The organism is Methylobacterium sp. JK268 (genome assembly GCF_054052225.1).
Map to the genome: position 1 here is coordinate 68562 of NZ_JBSVZN010000006.1, position 21779 is coordinate 90340.

The 21779-nt window shown below is 73.9% G+C and carries 21 protein-coding genes; 10 read left to right on the forward strand and 11 right to left on the reverse strand.

Going from position 1 to position 21779, the window contains the following annotated elements; genetic code table 11:
- Positions 1 to 162 precede the first annotated feature (162 nt).
- Together ACW9J6_RS08055 and ACW9J6_RS08060 are read right to left on the reverse strand one after the other, a co-directional pair.
- The gene (locus ACW9J6_RS08055; protein ID WP_457115936.1) at positions 163 to 1149 is read right to left on the reverse strand and encodes an ABC transporter substrate-binding protein; all 987 of its coding nucleotides are present in this window, start codon (positions 1147 to 1149) and stop codon (positions 163 to 165) included.
- 174 nt (positions 1150 to 1323) lie between these two features.
- Positions 1324 to 1572, reverse strand: a complete 249-nt coding sequence (locus ACW9J6_RS08060; protein ID WP_457115937.1) for a hypothetical protein — start codon at positions 1570 to 1572, stop codon at positions 1324 to 1326.
- 646 nt (positions 1573 to 2218) lie between these two features.
- Between ACW9J6_RS08060 and ACW9J6_RS08065 the strand changes: the two genes are divergently transcribed.
- The 5 genes from ACW9J6_RS08065 to ACW9J6_RS08085 all read left to right on the forward strand — a co-directional run bounded on the left by ACW9J6_RS08065 (position 2219) and on the right by ACW9J6_RS08085 (position 6722).
- On the forward strand, positions 2219 to 2434 hold the full coding sequence (locus tag ACW9J6_RS08065) for a hypothetical protein (protein WP_457115938.1): 216 nt from the start codon (positions 2219 to 2221) through the stop codon (positions 2432 to 2434).
- A gap of 22 nt (positions 2435 to 2456) precedes the next feature.
- Entirely contained in the window at positions 2457 to 3308 is an 852-nt protein-coding gene (locus tag ACW9J6_RS08070) for a metal-dependent phosphohydrolase (RefSeq protein ID WP_457115939.1), read from the forward strand.
- 140 nt (positions 3309 to 3448) lie between these two features.
- A complete protein-coding gene (locus ACW9J6_RS08075; protein ID WP_457115940.1) occupies positions 3449 to 4072 on the forward strand; it encodes a uracil-DNA glycosylase in 624 nt (207 codons plus the stop codon).
- 190 nt (positions 4073 to 4262) lie between these two features.
- Positions 4263 to 5330: a lysylphosphatidylglycerol synthase domain-containing protein gene (locus tag ACW9J6_RS08080; protein ID WP_457115941.1), complete on the forward strand. Its 1068-nt coding sequence runs from the start codon at positions 4263 to 4265 to the stop codon at positions 5328 to 5330.
- A 75-nt stretch (positions 5331 to 5405) separates the two neighbouring features.
- Positions 5406 to 6722, forward strand: coding sequence for an ATP-binding protein (locus tag ACW9J6_RS08085; protein ID WP_457116054.1), 1317 nt, complete (start codon positions 5406 to 5408; stop codon positions 6720 to 6722).
- A 292-nt stretch (positions 6723 to 7014) separates the two neighbouring features.
- Here the strand turns inward: ACW9J6_RS08085 and ACW9J6_RS08090 are convergent, their stop codons facing one another.
- Positions 7015 to 7719: a DUF1007 family protein gene (locus ACW9J6_RS08090; RefSeq protein ID WP_457115942.1), complete on the reverse strand. Its 705-nt coding sequence runs from the start codon at positions 7717 to 7719 to the stop codon at positions 7015 to 7017.
- A gap of 143 nt (positions 7720 to 7862) precedes the next feature.
- On the opposite strand from ACW9J6_RS08090, the gene ACW9J6_RS08095 reads away from it, so the two are divergent.
- Positions 7863 to 10304, forward strand: coding sequence for a heavy metal translocating P-type ATPase (locus ACW9J6_RS08095; RefSeq protein WP_457115943.1), 2442 nt, complete (start codon positions 7863 to 7865; stop codon positions 10302 to 10304).
- Positions 10305 to 10310: 6 nt separating this feature from the next.
- On the opposite strand, the gene panC is transcribed toward ACW9J6_RS08095, so the two are convergent.
- Positions 10311 to 11183: a pantoate--beta-alanine ligase gene (gene panC, locus ACW9J6_RS08100; RefSeq protein WP_457115944.1), complete on the reverse strand. Its 873-nt coding sequence runs from the start codon at positions 11181 to 11183 to the stop codon at positions 10311 to 10313.
- Between the two features lie 132 nt (positions 11184 to 11315).
- Positions 11316 to 11990, reverse strand: coding sequence for a TetR/AcrR family transcriptional regulator (locus ACW9J6_RS08105; protein ID WP_457115945.1), 675 nt, complete (start codon positions 11988 to 11990; stop codon positions 11316 to 11318).
- 81 nt (positions 11991 to 12071) lie between these two features.
- Between ACW9J6_RS08105 and ACW9J6_RS08110 the strand changes: the two genes are divergently transcribed.
- Positions 12072 to 12812: an SDR family NAD(P)-dependent oxidoreductase gene (locus ACW9J6_RS08110; RefSeq protein ID WP_457115946.1), complete on the forward strand. Its 741-nt coding sequence runs from the start codon at positions 12072 to 12074 to the stop codon at positions 12810 to 12812.
- A 231-nt stretch (positions 12813 to 13043) separates the two neighbouring features.
- Positions 13044 to 15497, forward strand: a complete 2454-nt coding sequence (gspD, locus tag ACW9J6_RS08115) for a type II secretion system secretin GspD (RefSeq protein WP_457115947.1) — start codon at positions 13044 to 13046, stop codon at positions 15495 to 15497.
- Between the two features lie 9 nt (positions 15498 to 15506).
- On the opposite strand, the gene ACW9J6_RS08120 is transcribed toward gspD, so the two are convergent.
- The 4 genes from ACW9J6_RS08120 to ACW9J6_RS08135 all read right to left on the reverse strand — a co-directional run bounded on the left by ACW9J6_RS08120 (position 15507) and on the right by ACW9J6_RS08135 (position 18350).
- Positions 15507 to 15860, reverse strand: a complete 354-nt coding sequence (locus ACW9J6_RS08120; protein WP_457115948.1) for a response regulator transcription factor — start codon at positions 15858 to 15860, stop codon at positions 15507 to 15509.
- Complete coding sequence (locus tag ACW9J6_RS08125; RefSeq protein WP_457115949.1) at positions 15857 to 16729, reverse strand: S1C family serine protease; 873 nt, start codon at positions 16727 to 16729, stop codon at positions 15857 to 15859. The genes ACW9J6_RS08120 and ACW9J6_RS08125 overlap by 4 nt, the downstream gene beginning before the upstream one ends.
- A 77-nt stretch (positions 16730 to 16806) precedes the next feature.
- A complete protein-coding gene (locus tag ACW9J6_RS08130; protein ID WP_457115950.1) occupies positions 16807 to 16992 on the reverse strand; it encodes a hypothetical protein in 186 nt (61 codons plus the stop codon).
- A 95-nt stretch (positions 16993 to 17087) separates the two neighbouring features.
- Positions 17088 to 18350: a glycosyltransferase family 4 protein gene (locus ACW9J6_RS08135; RefSeq protein WP_457115951.1), complete on the reverse strand. Its 1263-nt coding sequence runs from the start codon at positions 18348 to 18350 to the stop codon at positions 17088 to 17090.
- A 96-nt stretch (positions 18351 to 18446) separates the two neighbouring features.
- Between ACW9J6_RS08135 and ACW9J6_RS08140 the strand changes: the two genes are divergently transcribed.
- Together ACW9J6_RS08140 and ACW9J6_RS08145 are read left to right on the forward strand one after the other, a co-directional pair.
- Entirely contained in the window at positions 18447 to 19712 is a 1266-nt protein-coding gene (locus tag ACW9J6_RS08140; RefSeq protein ID WP_457115952.1) for a glycosyltransferase, read from the forward strand.
- A gap of 75 nt (positions 19713 to 19787) precedes the next feature.
- Positions 19788 to 21215, forward strand: a complete 1428-nt coding sequence (locus tag ACW9J6_RS08145; protein ID WP_457115953.1) for a DegQ family serine endoprotease — start codon at positions 19788 to 19790, stop codon at positions 21213 to 21215.
- Here ACW9J6_RS08145 and ACW9J6_RS08150 read toward each other — a convergent pair.
- Positions 21205 to 21414, reverse strand: a complete 210-nt coding sequence (locus ACW9J6_RS08150; protein WP_457115954.1) for a hypothetical protein — start codon at positions 21412 to 21414, stop codon at positions 21205 to 21207. The two genes, ACW9J6_RS08145 and ACW9J6_RS08150, sit on opposite strands and share 11 nt — an antisense overlap.
- 102 nt (positions 21415 to 21516) lie before the next feature.
- Positions 21517 to 21708 (reverse strand): DUF2934 domain-containing protein, encoded by a 192-nt coding sequence (locus tag ACW9J6_RS08155; protein ID WP_457115955.1) that lies wholly within the window; start codon positions 21706 to 21708, stop codon positions 21517 to 21519.
- Positions 21709 to 21779: the final 71 nt, after the last annotated feature.

The window sequence follows — 21779 nt, forward strand, 5'->3', positions numbered from 1 at the left end:
CGGCGCCGCATCGGCGCGTCATTCTCGCAGTTGCAGGCATATACCTGTTTTCCGGCGGCGCGGTCCAGTGCCCCGGCGGCGCATCCCGCGCCGACGAGGCCTCCACCCGTCGCGGCTGGTGGGCTCCCGTCGCGGACGCCTCCGGCGCCGGCGGGCCCCGGCCTACTCGATCACCTCGTCCGCCTGCGCGAGGAGCGGGGCCGGGATCGCGAGGCCGAGCGCGCGGGCCGTCCTGAGGTTCAGGACGAGTTCGAGGCGCGCGGGCTCCTCGATGGGGATCTCCGCCGGGCTGTGCCCCTTGAGGATCTTGTCCACGAAAGCGGCCGCCCGGCGAAACTGCGCCGGGAAGTTCGGGCCGTAGGAGATCAGGCAGCCCTCGCTGACCATCAGGCCGTTCGCCACCATCGTGGCGACGCCTTGCGCCAGGCCCAGCCGCGCGATCCGGCGGCGTTCGTTGAAGAACAACGGGTCCTGCATGACGATGACGGCCGGGATCCCGCGGCTGCGCACGGCGACGAAGGCGCTCTCCAGCTCGTCCGGGCGGCCGATCCGATCGGCCTCGACGGCGATGCCGAGCCTGGCCGCGGCCGCGCGGGTCTGTTCCTCGACGGACCGGCTCACGGCCGGGTCCTTCGTGTTCACGAGGAGGCTCACGCGCGACAGATCCGGCAGGACGGCCTTCAGCTGCTCGAGCCGTTTCGGGCTGAGATCGACGGCGACCGTCGAGAGGCCTGTCAGGTTCCCTCCGGGATGCGAGAGGGTTCGGGCGAACCGGCGGCCCACCGGATCCGGCACGACCAGGAAGACGATGGGCGTGGTCGTCGTGGCGCGCTGAGCGGCAGCGGCGGCAGGCCCGGTCACGGCCAGGATGACGTCGACGCCCTGGTCCAGGAGGTGCCGCGCGTTGGCGTTGAAGCGCTCGTAGTCCTCGGCCGCATAGGTCTCGATCAGGCGGTAATCGCGATTCTCGACGTATCCCAGATCGGCGAAACCCTTCCGCAGCGGGGCCGCGTAGACGGCCTCGTCCTCGGGCGTGGCCGCGTGCCAGAGAACGCCGATCACCGGGATCGCCCGCTCCCGGGTGGCCGCACGGGTCGCGGCGGGGAGCGCCACGCCGAGCAGGGCCAGGAGGGTCCGGCGCCGGCTCACGCCGTGGCCGCTCCGCGGCCGCCGATGGGGCCATCGATCCATCCGATCACCTCGTCAGCCGGAGCGGCAGGCGCGGGACGTCCCGCCGCGGTTCGATGCGACCCCGACGCGCCCTCCGCGGCGTCATGGGCGGATGGTGCGCGGCGCGGCGGCCCCTCCTCGCCTCGCGGGACCTCACCGGCCCGAACGGATCGGGTCCGGCCAGTCTCCGCGGCCGAGCAGCGGCAAGGCCGTCCCGGCTCCCGGCAGTGACACGGCCTCGACCGGCGCACGGCGGTGCGGCCTCGACGCGGCATCCCCGGGCGCTGCGGGCCGGGGCGCGAACACGTCGGCCTGTGTGACGGTGACGAGGATGCCGGTCTCTGGGTAGAGGATGCACATCACCGCCACGTGGCGCGCGCCCGCATGCCGGCATCTGGCCATTCGGCCTAGATCCCGTCATGCCGACCTCTCGGCGCGGCGGGTCGGATCGCGCCGCGGAGATGCGCCCTATCCACCGGACCGCAACGAGCGGCGTCGTTCGGCTTGCCGCGCGCGGGGATCAGTCCGTCGATCGGCGGGTCTTCGGCATCCAGCTACTCCCGCATGCGATCGCGTCGCATCCCGTCCATGGCGCGGCGAACAGAACAGCCTTTCCGTCGCTATCCCACGCGTACTGGCAACGTTCACAATTGCGCGATCGAGGCCGTGTTGCGGCGGTGCTTCTCGCTCCGCCGCATCGATGGACGTTCGCCCGCGTTAAGGTGTCCGGCCGCTCCGGTCCGGTGCGACCGGGGTGGCAGGCGGGCCGGGCTACAGTCTGGACCACTCTCGGCCCGGTCCGCCACTCTCATCACCGATCCGCGCGGCGAGCCATTGCACTCATGGCCGGTCGCCTCCGGGCCGCTCATCCGCGCATCACGACCGAAGCCGGCCGGCGCTGGTGTCGGTCGCGGCCCCGGCGAGAAGGGCGAAGCGCGACCGTCGCCGGCTCGCCCGTCATGGTGGGCATGACACAACCATGACGCCAGCAGACGCGTTCGGAATGCGCCAGCCGGCATCCCACCAACGCGGGGAGATGAGGTGCGTCATGACGAACGACGACGACCGGCAGGTCACTCCACGATCGACGGCGGATCTCACCACGATGACGGACCGCCTCGCCGAGTGGGCGGCCTGTTCCGCCGAAGAGAGCCCGTCCCTGATCGAGCGCTTCGCCGCCATGGGCTACGACGTGCACGGCAAGTCCCGGGAGGAGGTCGCCGAGGTGCTCCGCCATCCCCCGACCCGGCCGGTGGCCTCGTGACGGCCGCTCCCCGGGCCCGGCCATGATCACGACCGCGCGCCTCGCCGCCGAAGCCTTGGGCGACCAGCTCGCGGGCGCCTTGCAGGGCACCTTCGGGGCCAGCCAGGCGCCCCTCGCCGAGATGGTCGGGTCCGTCGCGCGCCTCGCCCTCGAGTGCCTGGCGAATTCCGACGCGCTCTACCACGACCTGGAGCACACGCTCCTCGTCACCCAGGTCGGCCTCGACATCCTGCGCGGGCGGACGCTGCTCGAGCCGGTGACACCCGGCGACTGGGCCCACCTGCTCGTGGCCTGCCTGATGCACGACATCGGCTACGTGCGCGGCACCCTGAAGGGCGATTCCGCCACCGAGGGCTACGTCATCGACGCGGCCGGCCATCGCGTGATCCTGGCGCGGGGCGCCTCGGATGCGGCGCTCACCATCCACCATGTCGAGCGCTCGAAGCTGTTCGTGGCCGCGCGGCTCGGGTCGTCGGACCTGCTCGACGCGGACAGGATCGTGCGATCGATCGAGCACACCCGCTTCCCGGCCAAAGACACCTGCCCGGGCGACCTCGCGGACGAGGCCTGCCTCGTGCGGGCGGCGGATCTGATCGGGCAGATGGGCGATCCCCTCTATCTGCGCAAAGCCAACGCCCTGTTCCACGAATTCGAGGAGGCGGGCACCAACGCGGCGCTCGGCTACACCTCGCCGGCCGACCTCGTGGAGCATTACCCGGAGTTCTTCTGGCGCAGCGTGTCCTCCCACCTGGACGGCGCGCTCAAGTATCTGGAAGTGACGGTGAGCGGGCGGCAGTGGATCGCCGGCCTGCAGGCCAACGTCTTTCGGGCCGAGCGCCCCGGCGGCTTCGGCCCGCCGCGCTCCGTGGCGTGAGCGCCGTCCGAGCCCGCCATGCGGCTGCCCCGGCGCAAGGCCGCGGCATGTTGCGGCCTGTCGCGAAACGTCCGGTCGATCGCCCGCGTTGCGGATCCATAGACCCGCGACCCTCCGCGCCGCCCGCCGCCCGTCCCGCCTTGCTCCTCCCCGACGCCCCGAAATCCCTCGCCGACCCGGCCGCGCTCGCCGCCCGCCGGGCCCTCCTCGGCGCGCCGCACCTCGCGCCGCTGCGCGCGTTCGCGGCCCGCATCGCCGCCGAGCGGGAGGCCCCGGTCCCCGAGCCGGATCCCCTGGACGGCGGGGTCGCGGCGCGGCTGCTCCTGCTCCTGGAGACGCCCGGGCCGGCCACCGGGCGCACCGCCTTCGTGTCCCGGGACAACCCGACCGGCACCGCCGCGAACCTGTTCCGCCTCCTCGCCGAAGCGCGCATCGCCCGCGCCGATACGCTGATCTGGAATGCCGTGCCGTGGGTGATCCACGCCCCGGGCGCCCGCAACCGTGCGCCGCGCCCGGCCGAGATCCGCGCGGGTGGTCCCTACCTCGGCGAGCTCCTCGACCTGATGCCCGACCTCGCGGTCATCGTGCTGGCGGGCCGCGTCGCGCAGGGATCGGCGGCGGTGCTCCGGACCCTGCGGCCCGACCTGCCCGTGGTCGGCGTGCCGCATCCGAGCCCGACCTACGTGTGCACCAGCCCGGACGTGGCCGCACGGATCGCCGCCGGCCTCGCCGAGGCGGCGGCCCACCTGCGTTTCCAGCCATGACCCGTGCGGCCGACACGGGCGGCCGACCCGTGCGGCTCTCGCGCCAGCCCCTTGCCTCGTCTGGCGTTCCGGGATGGGAATGCCTAAATGGCGGGCGCAAGCGGGGCTCGGTCGGAGTGCCGCCGAAGGGGCCGGGCGGTCGCCCGCAAGGGGGCCGTGCCGGCGGCCCGCGGAGCCGGACGCCGACGACATGAACTTCGCCAGACAGGACAAGCGGCTCGCAGGCGCCGAGCCGACCGCGCTCGCACCCGGCGACCCCACGCGGGAGCCCGATCCCCGCGCGGGGCGCCGGCGCCGACGCTTCGCCTGGATCGGCACCGCGGCGAGCGCGATCCTGTTCCTGATCTCGCTCGGCGTGCTCTACCGCCTCGTCGCGACGGTGACGTGGGCGGACCTGCGTGCGGCCTTCATGGCGGCCACCGGCGAGCAGGTGAGCCTCGCCATCCTGCTCGTCGCGGTGAGCTACCTGTTCCTCACTTGCTACGACGCGCTGGCGCTGCGCCAGCTCAAGCTCCGGGTGCCCTACCGGACGACGGCGCTCGCCTCGTTCACGAGCTACGCGGTGAGCTTCAACCTCGGCTTCCCGCTCCTCACCGCGGGGACCATCCGGTACTGGATCTACTCGGCCAAGGGTCTGAGCCCGGGGCGGATCGCGGCGCTCACCATCGTGGCGGGCATCACCTTCTGGCTCGGGATGGGGGCGGTGCTGGGCCTGAGCCTCCTGCGCGAGGCCGAACCCCTGTCGCGCCTCACCTCGGTGAGCAGCCCGATCAACCAGGCGATCGGCGCCGCCGCGATCGCGACGGTGCTGGCCTATCTGGGCTGGGTCACGCAGCGCCGCCGCAGCGTGAGGGTGAAGGGCTGGCGCCTCGAACTGCCGGGGCTTGGCCTGTCGCTCAGCCAGATGCTGATCGGCGCCTGCGACGTCTGCGCGGCGGCGGGCGTGCTCTACGTGCTGCTGCCGGCCGGCCACGGCGTCAGCTTCGAGGCCTTCGTGGCGATCTACGTGGTGGCGGCGATGCTCGGCATCGCCAGCCACGCGCCGGGCGGCCTCGGCGTCTTCGAGGCCACGGTCCTCCTCGCCCTCTCGGGGCTGCCGCGGGAATCCGTCCTCGGCGCGCTCCTGCTGTTCCGGGTCTGCTACTACCTCGTCCCCTTCGTGGTGGCTTTGGCGGCGCTGGGTGCCTACGAGATCGCCAAGCGCGTCCGGCTCACGCCGCGGGAAGGCCGCGAGGACGAGGAGGATCCGGGCGCGTGAGGGACACCGGCCTGCCATCGACCGGCGAGCGATGGCATCGCGAACCCGTCACGCGTTCGGCGTAGGCTCGTGACCATGCCGTCCCTGCCCTTCGATCCGCACAAGGGAGCCGCCGCGCGCCGGGCGGCGTGGCGTGCGGCACTCGTCTCCGCCCTGATCGTGGCGGCGGCCGCGGCCTGGGACCGGACCTCGGACCTCTGGCTCGGCCTCGGCACGCTCGCGGCGATCCTGCTCGGGGGCTGGCTCGCCGCCCCGCGGACGGTCGGCTCGCTGCCGCGCCGCGAGGGCACCCGGGACGGGCGGGCGAGCCTCGCCGAGGCTCTCCTCGCCAACATCCCCGATCCGGTGATCCTGATCGACCGGCGGGCCCTGGTGATCGAGGCGAACGCCGCCGCCCGGGCGCTGCTGCCGGCCCTGCGGCCGAAATACCCGCTCTCCTTCGCGCTGCGCGACCCGGGCGTGCTCGACGGGATCGAGACCGTCCTCCACGCGGGCGAGCCGCTGAAGATCCTCTACAGCCCCCGGGTGCCGACGGAGCGCACCTTCGAGGTGCAGATCGGCGCCATGAAGGGCTCGGCGGACGAGGGCGGCGAGCCGAACCTCGTCCTGTTCCTGCGCGACCTCACCTCGGCCAAGCGCCTGGAGACGATGCGGGTCGACTTCGTGGCCAATGCCAGTCACGAGCTGCGCACGCCGCTCGCCTCGCTGCTCGGCTTCATCGAGACCCTGCAGGGTCCGGCCCGCAACGACCCGGCCGCCCGCGACCGCTTCCTCGCCATCATGCGCGAGCAGGCCCTGCGGATGACGCGGCTCATCGACGACCTGCTCTCGCTCTCGCGGATCGAGCTGCGCGCCCACGTCCCGCCGACCACCCCGATCGACGTCGAGCCCCTCGCCCGCCAGATCGTCGATTCCCTGGATCCCCTGGCGGAGGAGCGCGGCGCCACCGTCACGCTGGAGACCGAGGCCACCCCGCTGACCGTGCTCGGCGACCGGGACGAGATCCTGCGCCTCGTCGAGAATCTCGTGGAGAATGCCGTGAAGTACGGCGGCGACGGCGGCCGCGTCACCGTGCGCCTCTCCCGCCGGCCCGCCGGGGCGGGGCGCCCGCCCCAGATCGAGATCGCGGTCTCCGACGACGGGCCGGGCATCGCCCCCGAGCATCTGCCGCGCCTGACCGAGCGCTTCTACCGGGTCGATGCCGCGTCGAGCCGCCAGCAGGGCGGCACCGGGCTCGGCCTCGCTCTCGTCAAGCACATCCTCAACCGCCACCGCGGCCGGCTCGCCATCGAGAGCGTGCCGGGGGAGGGCTCGACCTTTCGGGCGCTGCTCCCGGCCGTGGACGAGGCGGTCGCTCCCCCCGCGCGCGCGGCTCCGGCCCATCCGGAGTGATACGGTTTCGGTTCGGGCCAAGCGGATGAAACCAGGAAATACCCGCTTGAAGCCACACTCCCCTTTTCCGGACGAGGGCAGCGTCGGCGGAAGAGATCCGGAATCCAGCACGAGAATCTGCCGCGAAGCGGCTCCGCATTCCTGATCCGTTGCTGACAAGCGGACGCTTCGCGGAGTCTTGCGCTGGTTTCCGGGTCGCATTCCGCTGGCGCTGCATGCGCGCAGGCCCGGAACGGGCCCGAAAAGGGGGCGGTGGAGATCGGCGAGCCGGTTTCTGTGGGGGGCGCCCGTGTTACGGGCAGGCGACGAGGAGCCGCCCCGTATAGTCGGCGCCGGTGGCCGCCGCGCTGCCCGGCCGGGCCGCCACCTCGCTGTCGGGAACGAGCTGCTCGCCGATCCGCGCCTCCTTGGCCGGATGGGTCACCTTCACGACGCAACCGGCCGGACCCGAGAGCCGCCCGGCCTCGGCCCCCGGGGCGAGCCCGAAGGCGACGTAGAAATCGGGGTCGGCGGTGGTCAGCACCAGGGTCCGCAGCGGCCCCGACGCCTCGGCGGGCGCGAGCGTGAACGAGAGGGTGAGCCGGCCGTCCCGGACCTCGGCCCGCGCCTCGCGCGCCGCGCCGAAGGCGAGGGACCGGCCGTTGAGCTTCGCCTGCAGGTAGTAGCCGGTCTCCGCGAGCGCCGCGACACGGTCCCGCGCGAGGGCCGCGAGTTTGTCGGGATCCGGCACGCCGTCGCGCCGGGAATCGAGGTTCAGCACCGCGAAGGCGGTGTAGTCGGGATCGAAGGTCCAGGACAGGCGCAGAGCCGAGAGGGCGCGCGCCTCGTCGACGACGATCTCGGTGCGCGCCTGCACCCAGACGTGCGGGTGGGCGCGGGCGGGGGCGGGCGCCAGCGCGAGCCCGAGCGCGAGGAGCGCCGCCCGGCGCCCGGCGTCCCGTCCGCCCGTCGCGCTGCCTCGTCCGCCGCCCTTGCCGCCGCCCTTGCCGCCGCCCATGCGCCCGCCTCCGCTCCTGCGGCCGTCTGGCGGGCAAGCGCGGCGAAACCATGTTGCGTGTGCAGGGGAGGCGCGAAGCCGGGCCGTCTGCCCGCAACGCCGCGAAACGCCCATATCGTCGGGGGTACCCGAGGGACAAGGCCATGACCGCCACCGCCCGCCGCCTCACCCTGCCCGTGGAGGGCATGACCTGCGCCTCCTGCACGGGCCGCGTCGAGCGGGTGCTGAAGGCGGTGCCGGGCGTCGCCGCGGCGGCGGTGAACCTCGCCACCGGCCGGGCCACCATCGACCTCTCCCCCGACAACGACCCGGTGGCGATCGCCGAGGCGGTGGCGGGGGCCGGCTACGCGATCCCCGAGCGCACCGCCACCTTCGCGGTCGAGGGCATGACCTGCGCCTCCTGCGTCGCCCGGGTCGAGCGGGTGCTGAAGGTGGTGCCGGGCGTGATCGACGCCAGCGCCAATCTCGCCACCGGGCGGGTGAGCGTGCGCTATCCCGAGGGGCTGGTCGAGGACGCGGCCCTGACCGAGGCGGTGGACGCGGCCGGCTATGCGCTGCGGCCCCTCGCCCCCGCCGTCCTGGAGGCGCCCGCCCCGTCCCCCGAGGCGGCTTCCCTGCGCCGCGACCTGATCCTGGCGGCGCTCCTCGCCGCGCCGGTCGTGCTCCTCGACATGGGCGGCCATCTCCTGGGCGAGCACGCCCTGCACGCGCTGCTGCCGCCGGCCTGGAACGCCGGCCTCCAGGCGCTCCTCGCCACCCTGGTGCTGGCGGGGCCCGGCCGCCGCTTCTTCCGCCGCGGCGTGCCGGGCCTGCTGCGCGGGCACCCGGACATGAACGCCCTCGTGGCCTTGGGGACGGGCGCGGCCTACGGCGCCTCCCTGGTGGCGGCCTTCGCCCCCGACCGGCTGCCGGAGGGCACCGCTCACCTGTATTTCGAGCCCGCCGTGCTCATCGTCACCCTGATCCTGCTCGGCCGCTTCCTGGAGGCGCGGGCCCGGGGGCGCACCGGCGCGGCGATTGCGCGGCTCGTGGCGCTGGCGCCGAAAACCGCGCGGATCCTCCGCGACGGCGGCGAGGTCGAGGTGCCGCTGGCGGATCTCCGGCCCGGCGACCGCGTCCGCGTGCGCCCGGGCGAGCGCCTGCCGGCCGATGGGCGCGTGGTCGGCGGCGTCTCCGCGGTCGACGAGAGCATGATCAGCGGCGAGCCGATCCCCGTCGAGAAGGCCGAAGGGGCCGCGGTCATCGGCGGCACCATCAACGGCACCGGCAGCCTGGAGGTCGCCGTCGAGCGGGTCGGCGCCGACACCGTGCTCGCCCAGATCGTCCGCATGGTCGAGGCGGCGCAGGGCGCGAAGATCCCCATCCAGGCCCTGGTCGACCGGGTGACCGGCTGGTTCGTGCCCGCCGTGATGGGAATCGCGCTCCTCACCTTCCTCGGCTGGCTCCTTCTCGTGCCGGACGGCTCCTCGGCGCTCGCGTTCGTGAACGCCATCGCGGTGCTGATCATCGCCTGTCCCTGTGCGATGGGTCTCGCCACGCCGACCTCGATCATGGTCGGGACCGGGCGGGCGGCGGAGCGCGGCGTGCTGTTCCGCAACGGCGCCGCCCTCCAGGCGCTGGAGGGCGTGCGGGCGGTCGCCTTCGACAAGACCGGCACGCTCACCGAGGGACGCCCGGTCCTCACCGACCTCGTCCCGGCGCCGGATCTCGGCGCGGCGGAGGCCGGCGCGGCGCTCGCCCACGCGGCCGCCCTGGAGGCCCGCTCCGAGCATCCGCTCGGGCGCGCGATCGTGGCGGGAGCTGCGGAGCGCGGCCTCGCCCTGCCGCCGGTCGAGGCCTTCGCGGCGGTGCCGGGCTTCGGGCTCGAAGGGCGCGCCGGCGGCCGGGCCGTCGCGGTCGGGGCCGCGCGCCACATGGCCCGGCTCGGGATCGACGTGGCGCCCCTCGCCGCGGCCGCCTCCCGGCTCGGCGAGGCCGGGCGCTCGCCCCTCTACCTCGCCCTCGACGGGCGGCTCGCCGCTCTCCTGGCCGTGGCGGATCCGGTGAAGCCCGGGGCCGCCGCGGCGGTCGCCGCCCTGCAGCGCCAGGGCGTGGCCGTGGCCCTGGTGACCGGCGACGATCATCGCGCCGCCACCGGCATCGCCCGCACCCTCGGCATCGCCAGCGTGCTCGCCGAGGTGCTGCCCGCCGACAAGCGGGCGGCCGTCGCGGAGATGCGCGCCGCCCACGGCCCCACCGCCTTCGTGGGCGACGGCATCAACGACGCGCCGGCGCTCGCCGAGGCGGATGTCGGCATCGCGCTCGGCACCGGCACGGATGTGGCGGTGGAGAGCGCCGACGTGGTGCTGATGGCGGGCGATCCCGGCAGCGTCGTCGAGGCGCTGCACCTGTCGCGGGCGGTGATGCGCAACATCCGCCAGAACCTGTTCTGGGCCTTCGCCTACAACGCGGCCCTGATCCCGGTGGCGGCGGGCGTGCTCGGGCTGTTCGGCGGTCCGTTCCTCTCGCCGGTCCTGGCGGCCGGGGCCATGGCCCTGTCGAGCGTCTTCGTGGTCGGCAACGCCCTGCGCCTGCGCCGCGCCTGAGCGCGGTCAGACGGCGATGTTGTCGATGAGCCGGGTGCGGCCGAGATAAGCGGCGACGAGCACCCGGGCGGGGCCGGCGACGCGGTCGAGGGGCGCCAGGGTCTCCGCATCGTTGACCGAGAGGTACTGCACGGGCGCGAAGCCGGCCGCCGCGAGGGCGGCCATCCCCCGCGCGAGGGCCGGCGCCGTTGCGTCACCGCCACGCACCGCCTGGGCGATGTCGCGCAGCACCGCGTGCAGGCGCGGAGCGACCGCCCGCTCCTCGGCCGAGAGATAGCGGTTGCGGGAGGAGAGGGCGAGCCCGTCCGGCTCCCGCACCGTCTCGACGCCCTCGATCGTCACCGGGACGTCGAGGTCGCGCACGGTGCGGCGGATCACCTGGAGCTGCTGGTAATCCTTCTCGCCGAACAGCGCCCGGTCGGGCAGGGCCTGGAGGAGGAGCTTGGTCACCACTGTGGCGACGCCCGCGAAATGGCCGGGCCGCAGGGGGCCGCAGAGCACGTCGGTCAGCCCCGCGACGCTGACCGTGGTGGCGAAGCCCGCCGGGTACATGGTGGCGACGTCGGGCAGGTAGGCGGCGTCGGCCCCTGCCTCGGCAAGCAGCGCGATGTCCCGCTCGACGTCGCGCGGGTAGCGCGAGAAATCCTCGGAGGGGCCGAACTGCGTCGGATTGACGAAGATGCTGACGATGGTCCGCCGGCAGGTCTCCTGGCCGCGGCGGACCAGCGCGAGGTGTCCCTCGTGGAGGGCGCCCATGGTCGGCACCAGCGCCACCGCCTCGCCGGCGGCGCGCCAGCGCGCCGCGGCCGCGCGCAGGGCCGGGACATCGCCGAGCCGCGCGACGCCCGCTGCGTCCGGGGATGGGAAGGGGAGGGACATGCTGCGCTCCGGATTCGGCCGGTCGGGACCCTACGGGATGGCGGCGTGGTTCGAAACCCGGTGGGGATCCAGGGCGCTCGCCCTGCACGATATTCCTTTTTGCCGCCTTATTAAACTATATTGCCGACTAACTCACTCCATCCGAGGATCCTTCGGACTGGTGCGCGCCTCCCACATCGCCATCGTCACGCGGGCCACCGCCGCGAGTTCGCAGGGATCCCCGCCGTCCCGGGCCAGGAGCGAGAGGCCGCCGAGAACAGCCATCAGGAACCGAGCGAGGTCCTCAGGATCCATCTCGTCCGTCAACTCCCCCTCCGCCACGGCGCGACGCAGGCGCGACGCCAGGCGCTCGCATCCACGAGACCGCGCCTCCTGAAGGAGGCTGCCGAGGCCGGCCGGCCCTTCGATCGCCGCCGCCGAGAGCGCGACCATGCAGCCGCGGGGATCCTCCGATCCGCGCACCCGGCTCAGCGTGGAGATCGTATCGGAGAGAAGCGCCTCGACCGCACCACGGGCCGTTCTCTCCACGTCGAACCGACCCCAGATCAGGGGCTCGATCTCGTCCCGGTAGCGCCGCAGCGCCTCCGCGTAGAGCGCCTCCTTGGAGCCGAAGGCCGCGTAGAGGCTCGGGGAGCCGATGCCCATCTCGGCGGTGAGGTCGGCGATCGATGTGGCGGCGTAGCCCTTGCGCCAGAACAGGCGCATCGCCCGAGCGAGGGCCTCGTCCCGGTCGAAGGCGCGCGGGCGTCCTCGGGACCGACCCGGGACGCAGGGAGGCGGCGGCGCGCCCGGCCGATGATTCTGCATCGATCGATATATAAATCCGTTGACCCGTCGTCGCTACGCCGGTACCCATTTTTGTGTCGATCGATACAGAAGAGACGAGCGATGAGTGATCTGACGGGACGGCGTGCTCTGGTGACGGGCGGCTCACGCGGCATCGGAGCGGCGATCGCCCGCACCCTTGCCGAGCGCGGTGCGGACGTGGCCATCACCTACGAACGCTCCGAGGAACGCGCCGCAGAGGTCGTGCGCCGGATCACAGCGACGGGCCGGCGCGGCGTCGCCCTGCGGGCGGACAGTGCCGACGCCGCAGCGGTGACCGCCTCCGTCGAGGCGGCGGCCGAGCAGCTCGGCGGGCTCGACATCCTGGTCAACAATGCCGGGATCGTCCGGAACGGCCCCGTCGAGACGATGAGTCTCGCAGATCTCGACGCCATCCTGGCGGTGAACATTCGCGCGGTGGTGCTCGCGGCCCAAGCTGCGATTCCGCACCTCCCGGAAGGCGGGCGAATCGTCTCGATCGGCTCCTGCCTGGCCGAGCGCGTCGCCTTCGGCGGCGTGACCGTCTATTCCATGTCGAAGTCCGCACTCCTCGCCTTCACCCGCGGCCTCGCGCGCGAACTCGGGCCGCGGGGGATCACCGTCAACCTCGTCCATCCGGGCCCCACTGACACGGATATGAATCCGGCCGACGGCGAGCGGGCGGACGGGCAGCGGGCCGGGATGGCGCTCGGCCGCTACGGCACGGCCGAGGACGTGGCGGCGGCCGTCGCCTTCCTGGCGAGTCCCGCTGCCCGGCAGATCACCGGGACCGGCATCACGGTGGATGGCGGCATGAACGCCTGACGCCACGCGCGACGCCTCCGGGCGGCCGCGGCGCCCCGGCTCCCCTAACGACGGCCGCCCCAAGGGGAGGGCGGCCGAACCTTCGGATGGTCTCGTAGGGTGAGCCGAGACACGCCGGCGCGCGGGGGCTGTTCGGACGAATGATGGGCGACGATATCCGCATCTTTACTGTTGGTTAAGTATACTGACCGCCAATGATGCCCTACGAGTCCGAGGACGATGGAGACGGGGATGCGGGGCAAGGCGGCGTCTGTCCGCGCCATCCTCGTCGCCGTCGGCATCGCCGGTGAGATCCTGGCCGGCGGTCAGGCGCACGCCGCCGATCCCGACCCGTTCGAATCCTGGGCCGGCAGCCGCGCCCCGACCGTGCTGCGCCGCGGCAGCGACGTCTTCGTGCGCGAGGAGACTGGCGCGGCCGCCCCGATCCCGGAGGGCACCGTCTCGCTCAACCTGGTCGAGGCACCGGTTGCTGTCGCGGCCCGCGCCGTGCTGGTCGACGCCCTCCACTGGAGCTTCACCCTCGACGAGCGCGTCGGCGGCACCGTCACCCTCCAGACGCCCGGCCCGGTGAGCCGTCCGGCGCTCCTCGGGATGTTCGAGGATGCCCTGGCGGCCCGCGGCATGACCCTCCGGCGGCGCGGAACCACCGCGCAGATCCTGCCTGCTGGCGCTCCTCCGCTCCCCGAGCCCGTGCGCAACCCGGCCGAGGGGCGGCTGGAGCCCGGCGCGCAGGTCATTCCCTTGCGTTGGATCTCGGCGAGCGAGATGCAGGGCATCCTCTCCGCGGTGGCGCCGCGGGAGGTCGTGCTGCGGGCCGATCGCACCCGCAACCTGCTGATCGTCTCCGGCGACAAGGCGCAGATCGCGGCCCTGCGCCAGACGATCGCGGTCTTCGACGTCGACTGGATGCGCGGGCTCTCGGTGGCGATGGTGCCGGTGAAGCGCGCCAATCCCTCGGCCATCGCGCGCGACCTGACGGAGGTGTTCGGCGGCGAGGCCGCGGGCACCGGCGCGATGATCCGCTTCATGCCCAACGAGGCGCTCGGCGCCATCCTGGTGGTGAGTTCGCGCGCGATCTACCTCGACCGGGCGCGGGAATGGATCACCCGCCTGGAGGACGTGGCGGCCGAGCGCGAGCGCCAGCTCTTCGTCTATCGGATCCAGAACCGCTCGGCCAAGGAACTGGCCGCGGTGCTGCAGGGCGTGGTGGCGTCGGACCCGACCATGGGCTCGTCGAACGCCATGGGCGCCTCCGGCTACGGGGCCCAATCCGGTTATGGCGGCGTGTCGGGCACCGGGAGCGACGGCACGGCCGGGTTCGGCGGCGGGGGACTCTCCGCCGCGAGCGGCTTCGGCGGCGCGGGGGGCGGGCTCGGCGGCGCGGGATCCGCCTTCGGCGGGACGTCGACCGGCCCGTCCGGCGGCGGCACGGGCGGGGGCGGTGCGATGGGAGGCTCTGGCGGCGGGCCGATGGGCGCGGCCTCGGGCACGGGAGGCTGGGCCTCGTCCGGAGCCGCGGGCCAGGGCGCCGGCTTCGGGGGCGCGGCCGGGCAAGGCTCCGGGTATGGCTCCGGCCTCGGCGGCGGTTTCGCCGATGCCGGGTCCGCCGGTGGCATGGGCTACGGGGGGGCCGATCTCGGCGGCTATGGCGGCGGCTACGGCGCGGGCGGAACGCGCCGCGGCGGGATCGGGATCGTCGCCGACGACACCAACAACAGCCTCGTGATCTCGGCGACGCAGGCCCAGTACGAGAAGATCTTGCGCATCCTCGGCCGTCTCGACGCGCGCCCGACCCAGGTGCTGCTGGAGACGGTGATCGCCGAGGTGACCCTCAACGACGCCCTCCAGTTCGGCGTGCAGTGGTTCCTGAAGAACGGCGGCTCGCGGCTCAACCTCGCCCAATCGGACACGGTCGGGGCCATGCAGAGCGCGACGACGGGCGCCACCAGCGGCCCGGCCGCCCTGGTGACCGCCGCCATGCGCGGTGTGCCGGGGTTCAACTACCTCCTCAACGACGCGGATTTCCACGTCGTGCTCAACGCCCTCCAGGGCGTGACGCGGGTCAACGTGATCTCCTCGCCCAACATCACCGTGCTCGACAACCGCACGGCGAAGCTCCAGATCGGCGACCAGGTGCCGATCGTGAAACAGACCGGGCAGAGCGCGCTCAGCGCCAACGCGCCGATCCTCAACCAGATCGAGCTCAAGGACACGGGCGTGATCCTGTCGGTCACTCCGCGGGTGAACAAGAACGGGCTCGTCGTCCTCGACATCAACCAGGAGGTCAGCGACGTCGTGCCGACCACGACCTCCACCATCAATTCGCCGACCATCCGCCAGCGGCGCGTGGCGACCTCGGTGGCGGTCTCGGACGGGCACAGCCTGGCGATCGGCGGCATGGTGCAGGAGAAGGCTCAGCTCGAGAACCAGGCCGTGCCGGTGCTCGGGCAATTGCCGCTGATCGGCTCCGCCTTCCGCAACCGGGCCGACACGCGCACCCGCACCGAACTGATCGTCTTCCTGCGCCCCAAGGTGATCCGCGGGACGGGGGAGGCCGACCGCATCGCCGGCGAGTTCCGGGACCAGTTCCGGGCGATGATGCCGGTGCGCCCGGTTCCCGCGCCGCCACCCCTGGCGCCGGTCGAGCCCGGCCTGATGGGCCTGCGCCAGCGCATCCTGGACTGACGCTCCGCCCTACAGATGGATCACGCCGATCCGCGCCGCCTGCGCGACGGCGTCGGTGCGGCCGGTCGCGTCGAGCTTGTCGAGAAGCGATCCGACGTGGAACTTGGCCGTGTGGACCGAGATCCCGAGCCGCCGCGCGATCGCCTTGTTGGAGGCACCCTCGGCGAGGAGCCCCAGCACCTCGACCTCCCGCGGCGTGAGCCCGGCTTCCGGCACCGCGCTCCCGGGCGGCAGGGTCAGCACCGCGTCCGCCGCCTCGCCGGGCCGGGCGAGGCGCAGGCCCGGCACGTCCGCGAGGAGCGCCACCAGTCGGTCGGCGAGATCGGGCGTGGCGACGCTGAGGCCGATGACGACCTCGCTCACGGCCTCTCGCCGACCGTGAGGGACACGGCGAGCGGCGCCCCCGCCCGGCTCACCGTCAGCGCCACGCTGGTGCCGACGCTGCCGGGGCCCAGCGCCGCCTGCAGCATCCCGAGGCCGCGCACCGGCTCGCCGTTCCAGGCCGTGATCACGTCGCCCTGCCGCAGATCCGCCCGCGCGCCTGGGCCGTCCGGCTCGACGCTCATCACCATCAGGCCGGGGCTGCGATCCTCCCGGCGCACCGGCTGCAGGCCGAGGCCCAGATAGCCGAGCGGGATGCGCCCGCGGGATTCGAGGAGGGGCGCCACGCGGGCGATCGTGGCGGCCGGGATGACCAGCGCCCGGCGGCGGGGCCCGAACGCCGCCATGCCGATCGCCCGGCCGCCGGGGTCGAGGACGAGGCCGCCCTCGGCGGAGCGGCGCAAGGCCGCGTCGAGTTCGATCCGGGCATCGATCTCACCCCCGCGCAGGCTGCGCCAGGCCGGCCCGGCCCGCGAGACGAGGCCGAGCGCCACGGTCGGCGTCGCCTCGGCCGCGCCGACGACCACGGCGAGCTGGCCGAGGGCGACGGGCGCGGGATCGAGGGGGGCGGGCGGCAGGTCGGTGCGGGGAATACGCAGCAGCGCGATGTCGGTCGCGGGATCGCGCCCCACGAGGGTCGCGGCCAGCGTGGCGCCGTCGGGCGCCTGGACGGCGATCTCGCCCTCCTCGGCCAGGGCCTCGTCGGCGGTGACCACGAGGCCGGGCTTCCAGGCGAAGCCGCTGGCGCGGTGCCGGTGCGAGTGGACCGCGACGACGCTCGGCGCCGCCGCGGCGGAGAGGGCCGCGAGGTCCTGCGAGAAGACCTGCAAGGTGGTCGGGGAATCGGGCATGGCGGGGCTCCTGTCGGTGCCCCGATGATGGGGATCGAGGCCGCGCGCGGCACCTGCCCGGGTGGGGAGGGGCGGGCCTACTTGGTGATCTTCACCGAGACCGGGTCGCTCGACGGGAATGTCTCCTCTAGGCCGTCGTCGAGGCGCTGGTCGAGCTTCTCCTTGCGGTTGTCGGGCAGGTGGTCGTCGGGCCGGTGGTCGTCGGTCTTGGCGCCGTCCTGGCGCAGGTCGGGCGCGTCGCGCCGGTCGTCGGTCGTCGGCATGGCGGATCTCCGGTTTCGGGGCCGCATCGCGTGCGGGCTTGCCCCCTCAACGCGCCGGTCGCCGCCGGGGTTCGGCGCGCCGGGTGGCGGGCACCTCAGACCACGGGTGCGAGGCGCACCGCCTCCGCCGCGGTGGCCGCTTCGTGCCGGCGCAGGACGAGGCCGTAGACCTCCTCCAGCCGCGCGCAGTGGCGCTCCAGGGTGAGGGGGTTCGCCCAGTAGCGGCGATGGGCCTCGGCGCTCATCCGCGTCACCGTGGCCGGGTCGCCGAGCCGCCTCAGGCGCTCGGCCAGGGCCTCGGCGTCGCCGGAGGGGAACCAGTAGCCGGTCTCGCCGTCCGCCACCGCCTCGCGGCCCGCGCAGGCGTCGCTGACCACCACCGGCGTGCCGAGCGCCAGCGCCTCGTAGACCGTCAGCGGCTGGCCCTCGTACCAGATCGACGGGAAGACGAGGCAGGAGGCGGCCCGCAGCGCCTCCCGGACCCCCGCCGGGTCGCGCCAGCCGAGGAGCCGCGCCTCCGGGTAGCGGGCGGCGAGGGTGGCGGCCTCCGGCCCGTCGCCGACGAAGACCGGCGTCACGCCCGCGCGCCGGGCGGCCTCCGCGAACAGGAGCACGCCCTTCTCGGTGGAGAGCCGGCCCACATAGGTGACGGGTCCCGGGGCGCCCGCGGGTTTCGGGCCCGGATCGGTCACCGCGATCGGGTTGTCGACCCGGTGCAGGCGGATTCCCGAAGGCAGCAGCGGCGCGACCACGGATTCCTGCAGGTCGCTGATCGTGACCACGTCGCGGACCGCCTCCGGCCAGCGCGCCACCCGCTCCAGCAGCACCTGCCGGGCGACCCGCAGGGCCTTGCGGGGGTAGCTGCGCATGTCGCAATTCGTGCCGATGCAGGCGGCCGAGAGCGGGGTGCGGTGGCAGATGGCGTGGCGGCGGTAATCGTAGAAGCCGCCATTCGGGCACACGAGGAAGAACTCGTGCATCGTGTAGAGCGCGGGCAGGCGGGCCCGGCGGATCGCCGCGAAGATCGAGGGGGAGAGCGCCTTCGCCCAGGCGTGGACGTGGACGAGCGTCCGGCCGGGATCGCGCCCCGCCAGCAGGGCGTCGAGCGCCCGCTCGGCCGGGCGGTTCCACAGCATCTGGCCCGCGAAGGCGAGCTTCGAGGTCGCGGAGACGATGTCGGTCTGGCCGAGGCCGACGACCCGGATCCCGGCCGCGGCGAGGCGCGGATCGAGCGGCCCGACCGCCGCCAGCAGCGTGACCCGGTGGCCGCGCCCGGCGAGCCCGAGGGCGGAATCGATGGCGACCTTCGCCTGGCCGCCATTGACGTGCCCGTGGTCGAGGATGAGGACGACATCCATGAGATCGGTCTCCGCCGAACCGTTTGTTTACGAGCTGGCAGTTGAGAGGCGGTAAAACAGATCTCGGCCGCTCTCGGCCGGCGCGGGACCGCTCCGATGCACGTCGCCATCCTGACGAACTTCTGCCTGCCGCGGGGCGGCGGCGAGAAGGTCGCGATCGAATCGGCGCGCGGGCTGGCCGAGGCGGGGGTCGCGGTGAGCCTGATCCACGGCGCCGACGGGCCGGCCGATCCGCTGCTCGACCACCCGGCGATCCGCCGGGTCGGGCTCGGGCTCGCGGATGTCTGGGACGAGCCCGCCTGGCGCGGGGCGCGCGACGGCATCTGGAACCGCGCCGCGGGGCGGCGCCTCGCGGCGGCGCTCGCCGACCTGCGGCCCGATTGCGTCCACCTGCACAATTGGAGCCGGAGCCTGTCCCCCTCCGTGCTGGCGGCGCTGGCGCGCAGCCGGCTGCCGGTCGCGGTGACGCTGCACGATTATTTCCTGGTCTGCCCGAACGGGGTCTATTACCGGTTCGACCGGGCCGAGGCCTGCACCCTCGATCCCCTGAGCGCCGCCTGCCTCGCGGCCCCCTGCGATCCGCAATCGCGGGCGCACAAGGCGGTGCGGGTGCTGCGCCAGGCCGCGACGCGGCTCGCCCTGCGCGGTTTCCGCGACCGGCCCCTCGACCTCGTCCATGTCTGCGAGAGCAGCCGCGCGCGTCTCGCCCCCCTCCTGCCCGCCGGGACCTTCCACCATCACCGGATCGACAACCCGGTGCGGGTGGAGCGCCGCGACCCCGCCGATCCGGCGCGGGGCGACGCGGTCGCCTTCGTCGGGCGCTTCACCCGCGAGAAGGGGGCGGACCTCGTCGCCGCGGCGGCGCGGGCGGCCGGGATGCCGGCCCTGTTCGTCGGCGACGGGCCGCTCGCGGCGGACCTCGCCGGGATGCCGGGCGTGGAGGTGGTGGGCTGGCGCGAGCCCGCCGAGGTCGAGGCGCTGCTGCGCGCCCGCGCCCGGGCGGTGGTGGCGCCCTCGCGCTGGCTCGAGACCGGGCCGCTCACCGTCTACGAGGCCCTGGCCTGCGGCATTCCGGCCGTCGCGTCGAGCCGGGCCGGCGCGGCCGAGCGGATCCTGTCCGGCGAGACCGGCTTCGTCACCCGGCCGGAGGCGGGCCTGCTCGCCCGGGTGTTCCACGACCTCCAGGACGACGCCCTGGTGCGGCGGATGGGCCGGGCCGCCCATGCCCGCTACTGGGCCGCGCCGACGACGCTCGCCGCCCACGCGACGGCCGCCTCGCGGCTCTACGCCGCCCTGATCGAGCGCGCCCGCACGGCCCACCCGACGGCCAGGGCGCCATCTTTTCAGCGCAGTGCTGTTTAGGGAAGGATGGGGAAAGCCCCGCCCCGGTCCCGGCCCGGGCGGCGCCGTCCCGTTTCCTTTCCGGAGCCCTGCCCGATGCGCCCTCCGTCGCGCCTTGCCCTGGTCGCCGCGCTCGCCCTCGGCCCCACGCTCTCCGCCCCGGCGGTCCTGGCCGATCCCGCCCCCCCGACCCGGGCGCTGCCCGAGAGCCGCGGCCAGGTGCAGCTCTCCTTCGCGCCGCTGGTGCGCAAGGCGGCGCCCTCCGTCGTCAACGTCTACGGCGCCCATGTCGAGAAGCGCTCGGCCAACCGCAACGCCATGGACGAGTTCCTGCGCCGCTTCTTCGGCGAGTCCGGGCCGGGCGGCACGCAGGAGCGGGCGCAGCGCTCCCTCGGCTCGGGCGTGATCGTCGACGCGGCGGGCCTGATCGTCACCAACAACCACGTCATCGAGAACATGAACGAGGTGAAGGTGGCGCTCAGCGACCGGCGGGAATTCCCCGCCGAGATCGTCCTGCGCGACCCCCGCACCGACCTCGCGGTGCTGCGCATCAAGGCCCCGGGCGGCCTCTCGCCGATGGAGTTCGGGGATTCCGAGTCCCTGCAGGTCGGCGACTTCGTGATCGCGATCGGCAACCCGTTCGGCGTCGGCCAGACGGTGACCCAGGGCATCGTCTCGGCGCTCGCCCGCACGCAGGTCGGCTCGGCCGACTACCAGTTCTTCATCCAGACCGACGCGGCCATCAACCCGGGCAATTCGGGCGGCGCCCTCGTCGACCTGAACGGGGCGCTCGTCGGCATCAACACGGCGATCTTCTCGCAATCGGGCGGCAGCCACGGCATCGGCTTCGCGATCCCGGCCAGCATGGTCAAGGCGGTGGTGGAGACCGCCAAGGGCGGCGGCAAGCTGGTGCGCCGGCCCTGGCTCGGGGCGCGACTCCAGAACGTCACCCCCGACATCGCCGAGAGCGTCGGCCTCGACCACCCGACCGGGGTGCTGGTGGCCGGCATGATCGCGAAGAGCCCGGCCGAGGAATCGGGGCTGAAGCGCGGCGACCTGATCCTCAGCGTCGACGGCCAGCCGGTCGACGACCCGGAGGCCTTCGGCTACCGCTTCGCCCTCAAGGGCATCAGCGGGGAGACGAAGCTCGCCGTCTTGCGCGGCACGAACCGCGTCACGGTGCCGGTGAAGCTCGCGCCCGCCCCCGAGACGCGCCCGCGCGACACGCTGAAGGTCCGCGCCCGCTCCCCCTTCCTGGGCGCCACCGCGGTGAACCTGTCCCCGGCGGTGGCGGAGGAACTGCAGCTCGACTTGCCGGGCGACGGCGTGGTGATCGCCGACGTGGACGGGGGCACCATCGCCCAGAGGGCCGGCTTCCAGAAGGGCGACGTGATCGTGGCGGTGAACGGGGTCCCGGTGACGACCACCAAGGACCTCGACCGCGTCACCCGCAACAGCCTCTCGGCCTGGGAGGTGACGATCAACCGCGGCGGGCAGCAACTGACCTCGGTGTTCAGCGGCTGACGCCGCGGCGGGCCTCGCCGAGGCCGAAGCCGAGATCGGCCTGGCCCGGCCCGCCGGGGATCGCCGCCAGCACGGCGCGGGGCGCGCCCCGCATCATCAGCCCGAGCACCAGCAGGGCGGCCGCCCCGATCAGCGTGTCGACGGCCTCGCGCAGGCGCATCTCGAGGGCGGGCAGGGCGGCGTGGGTCAGAGTGGTCATGGTCCGGCTCCGGCTGGAACGGGGGACGTTTCCGTCCCATGCGCCTGAGTGCCGGGAGGCGGGCCGAACCGTGTGCGCTGGCGCACGCGGCCCGCGCCGTCCTCAGCCCTCCGAAACCCGCTCCTGGGCGGCGGCCTCGCTCTCGCGCGCCGCCCGCGCGCGCTCGGCCTTCAGCTCGCGCTCCGCCAGCAGCCAGAATTCGAGGTCGAACCCTTCGGGCTTGTGGTTGCGCTCCCAGAGTTCGTGGGCCCGCTCCCGGATCTGGTCGGGCGTGATGTCGGGAAGGCTCGCCATGGGTTTCACGTTCTCGCATCGACCCTGATGGCCACCGACGCGGCGACGCATGCCGCCGTTCCGCCGGGACC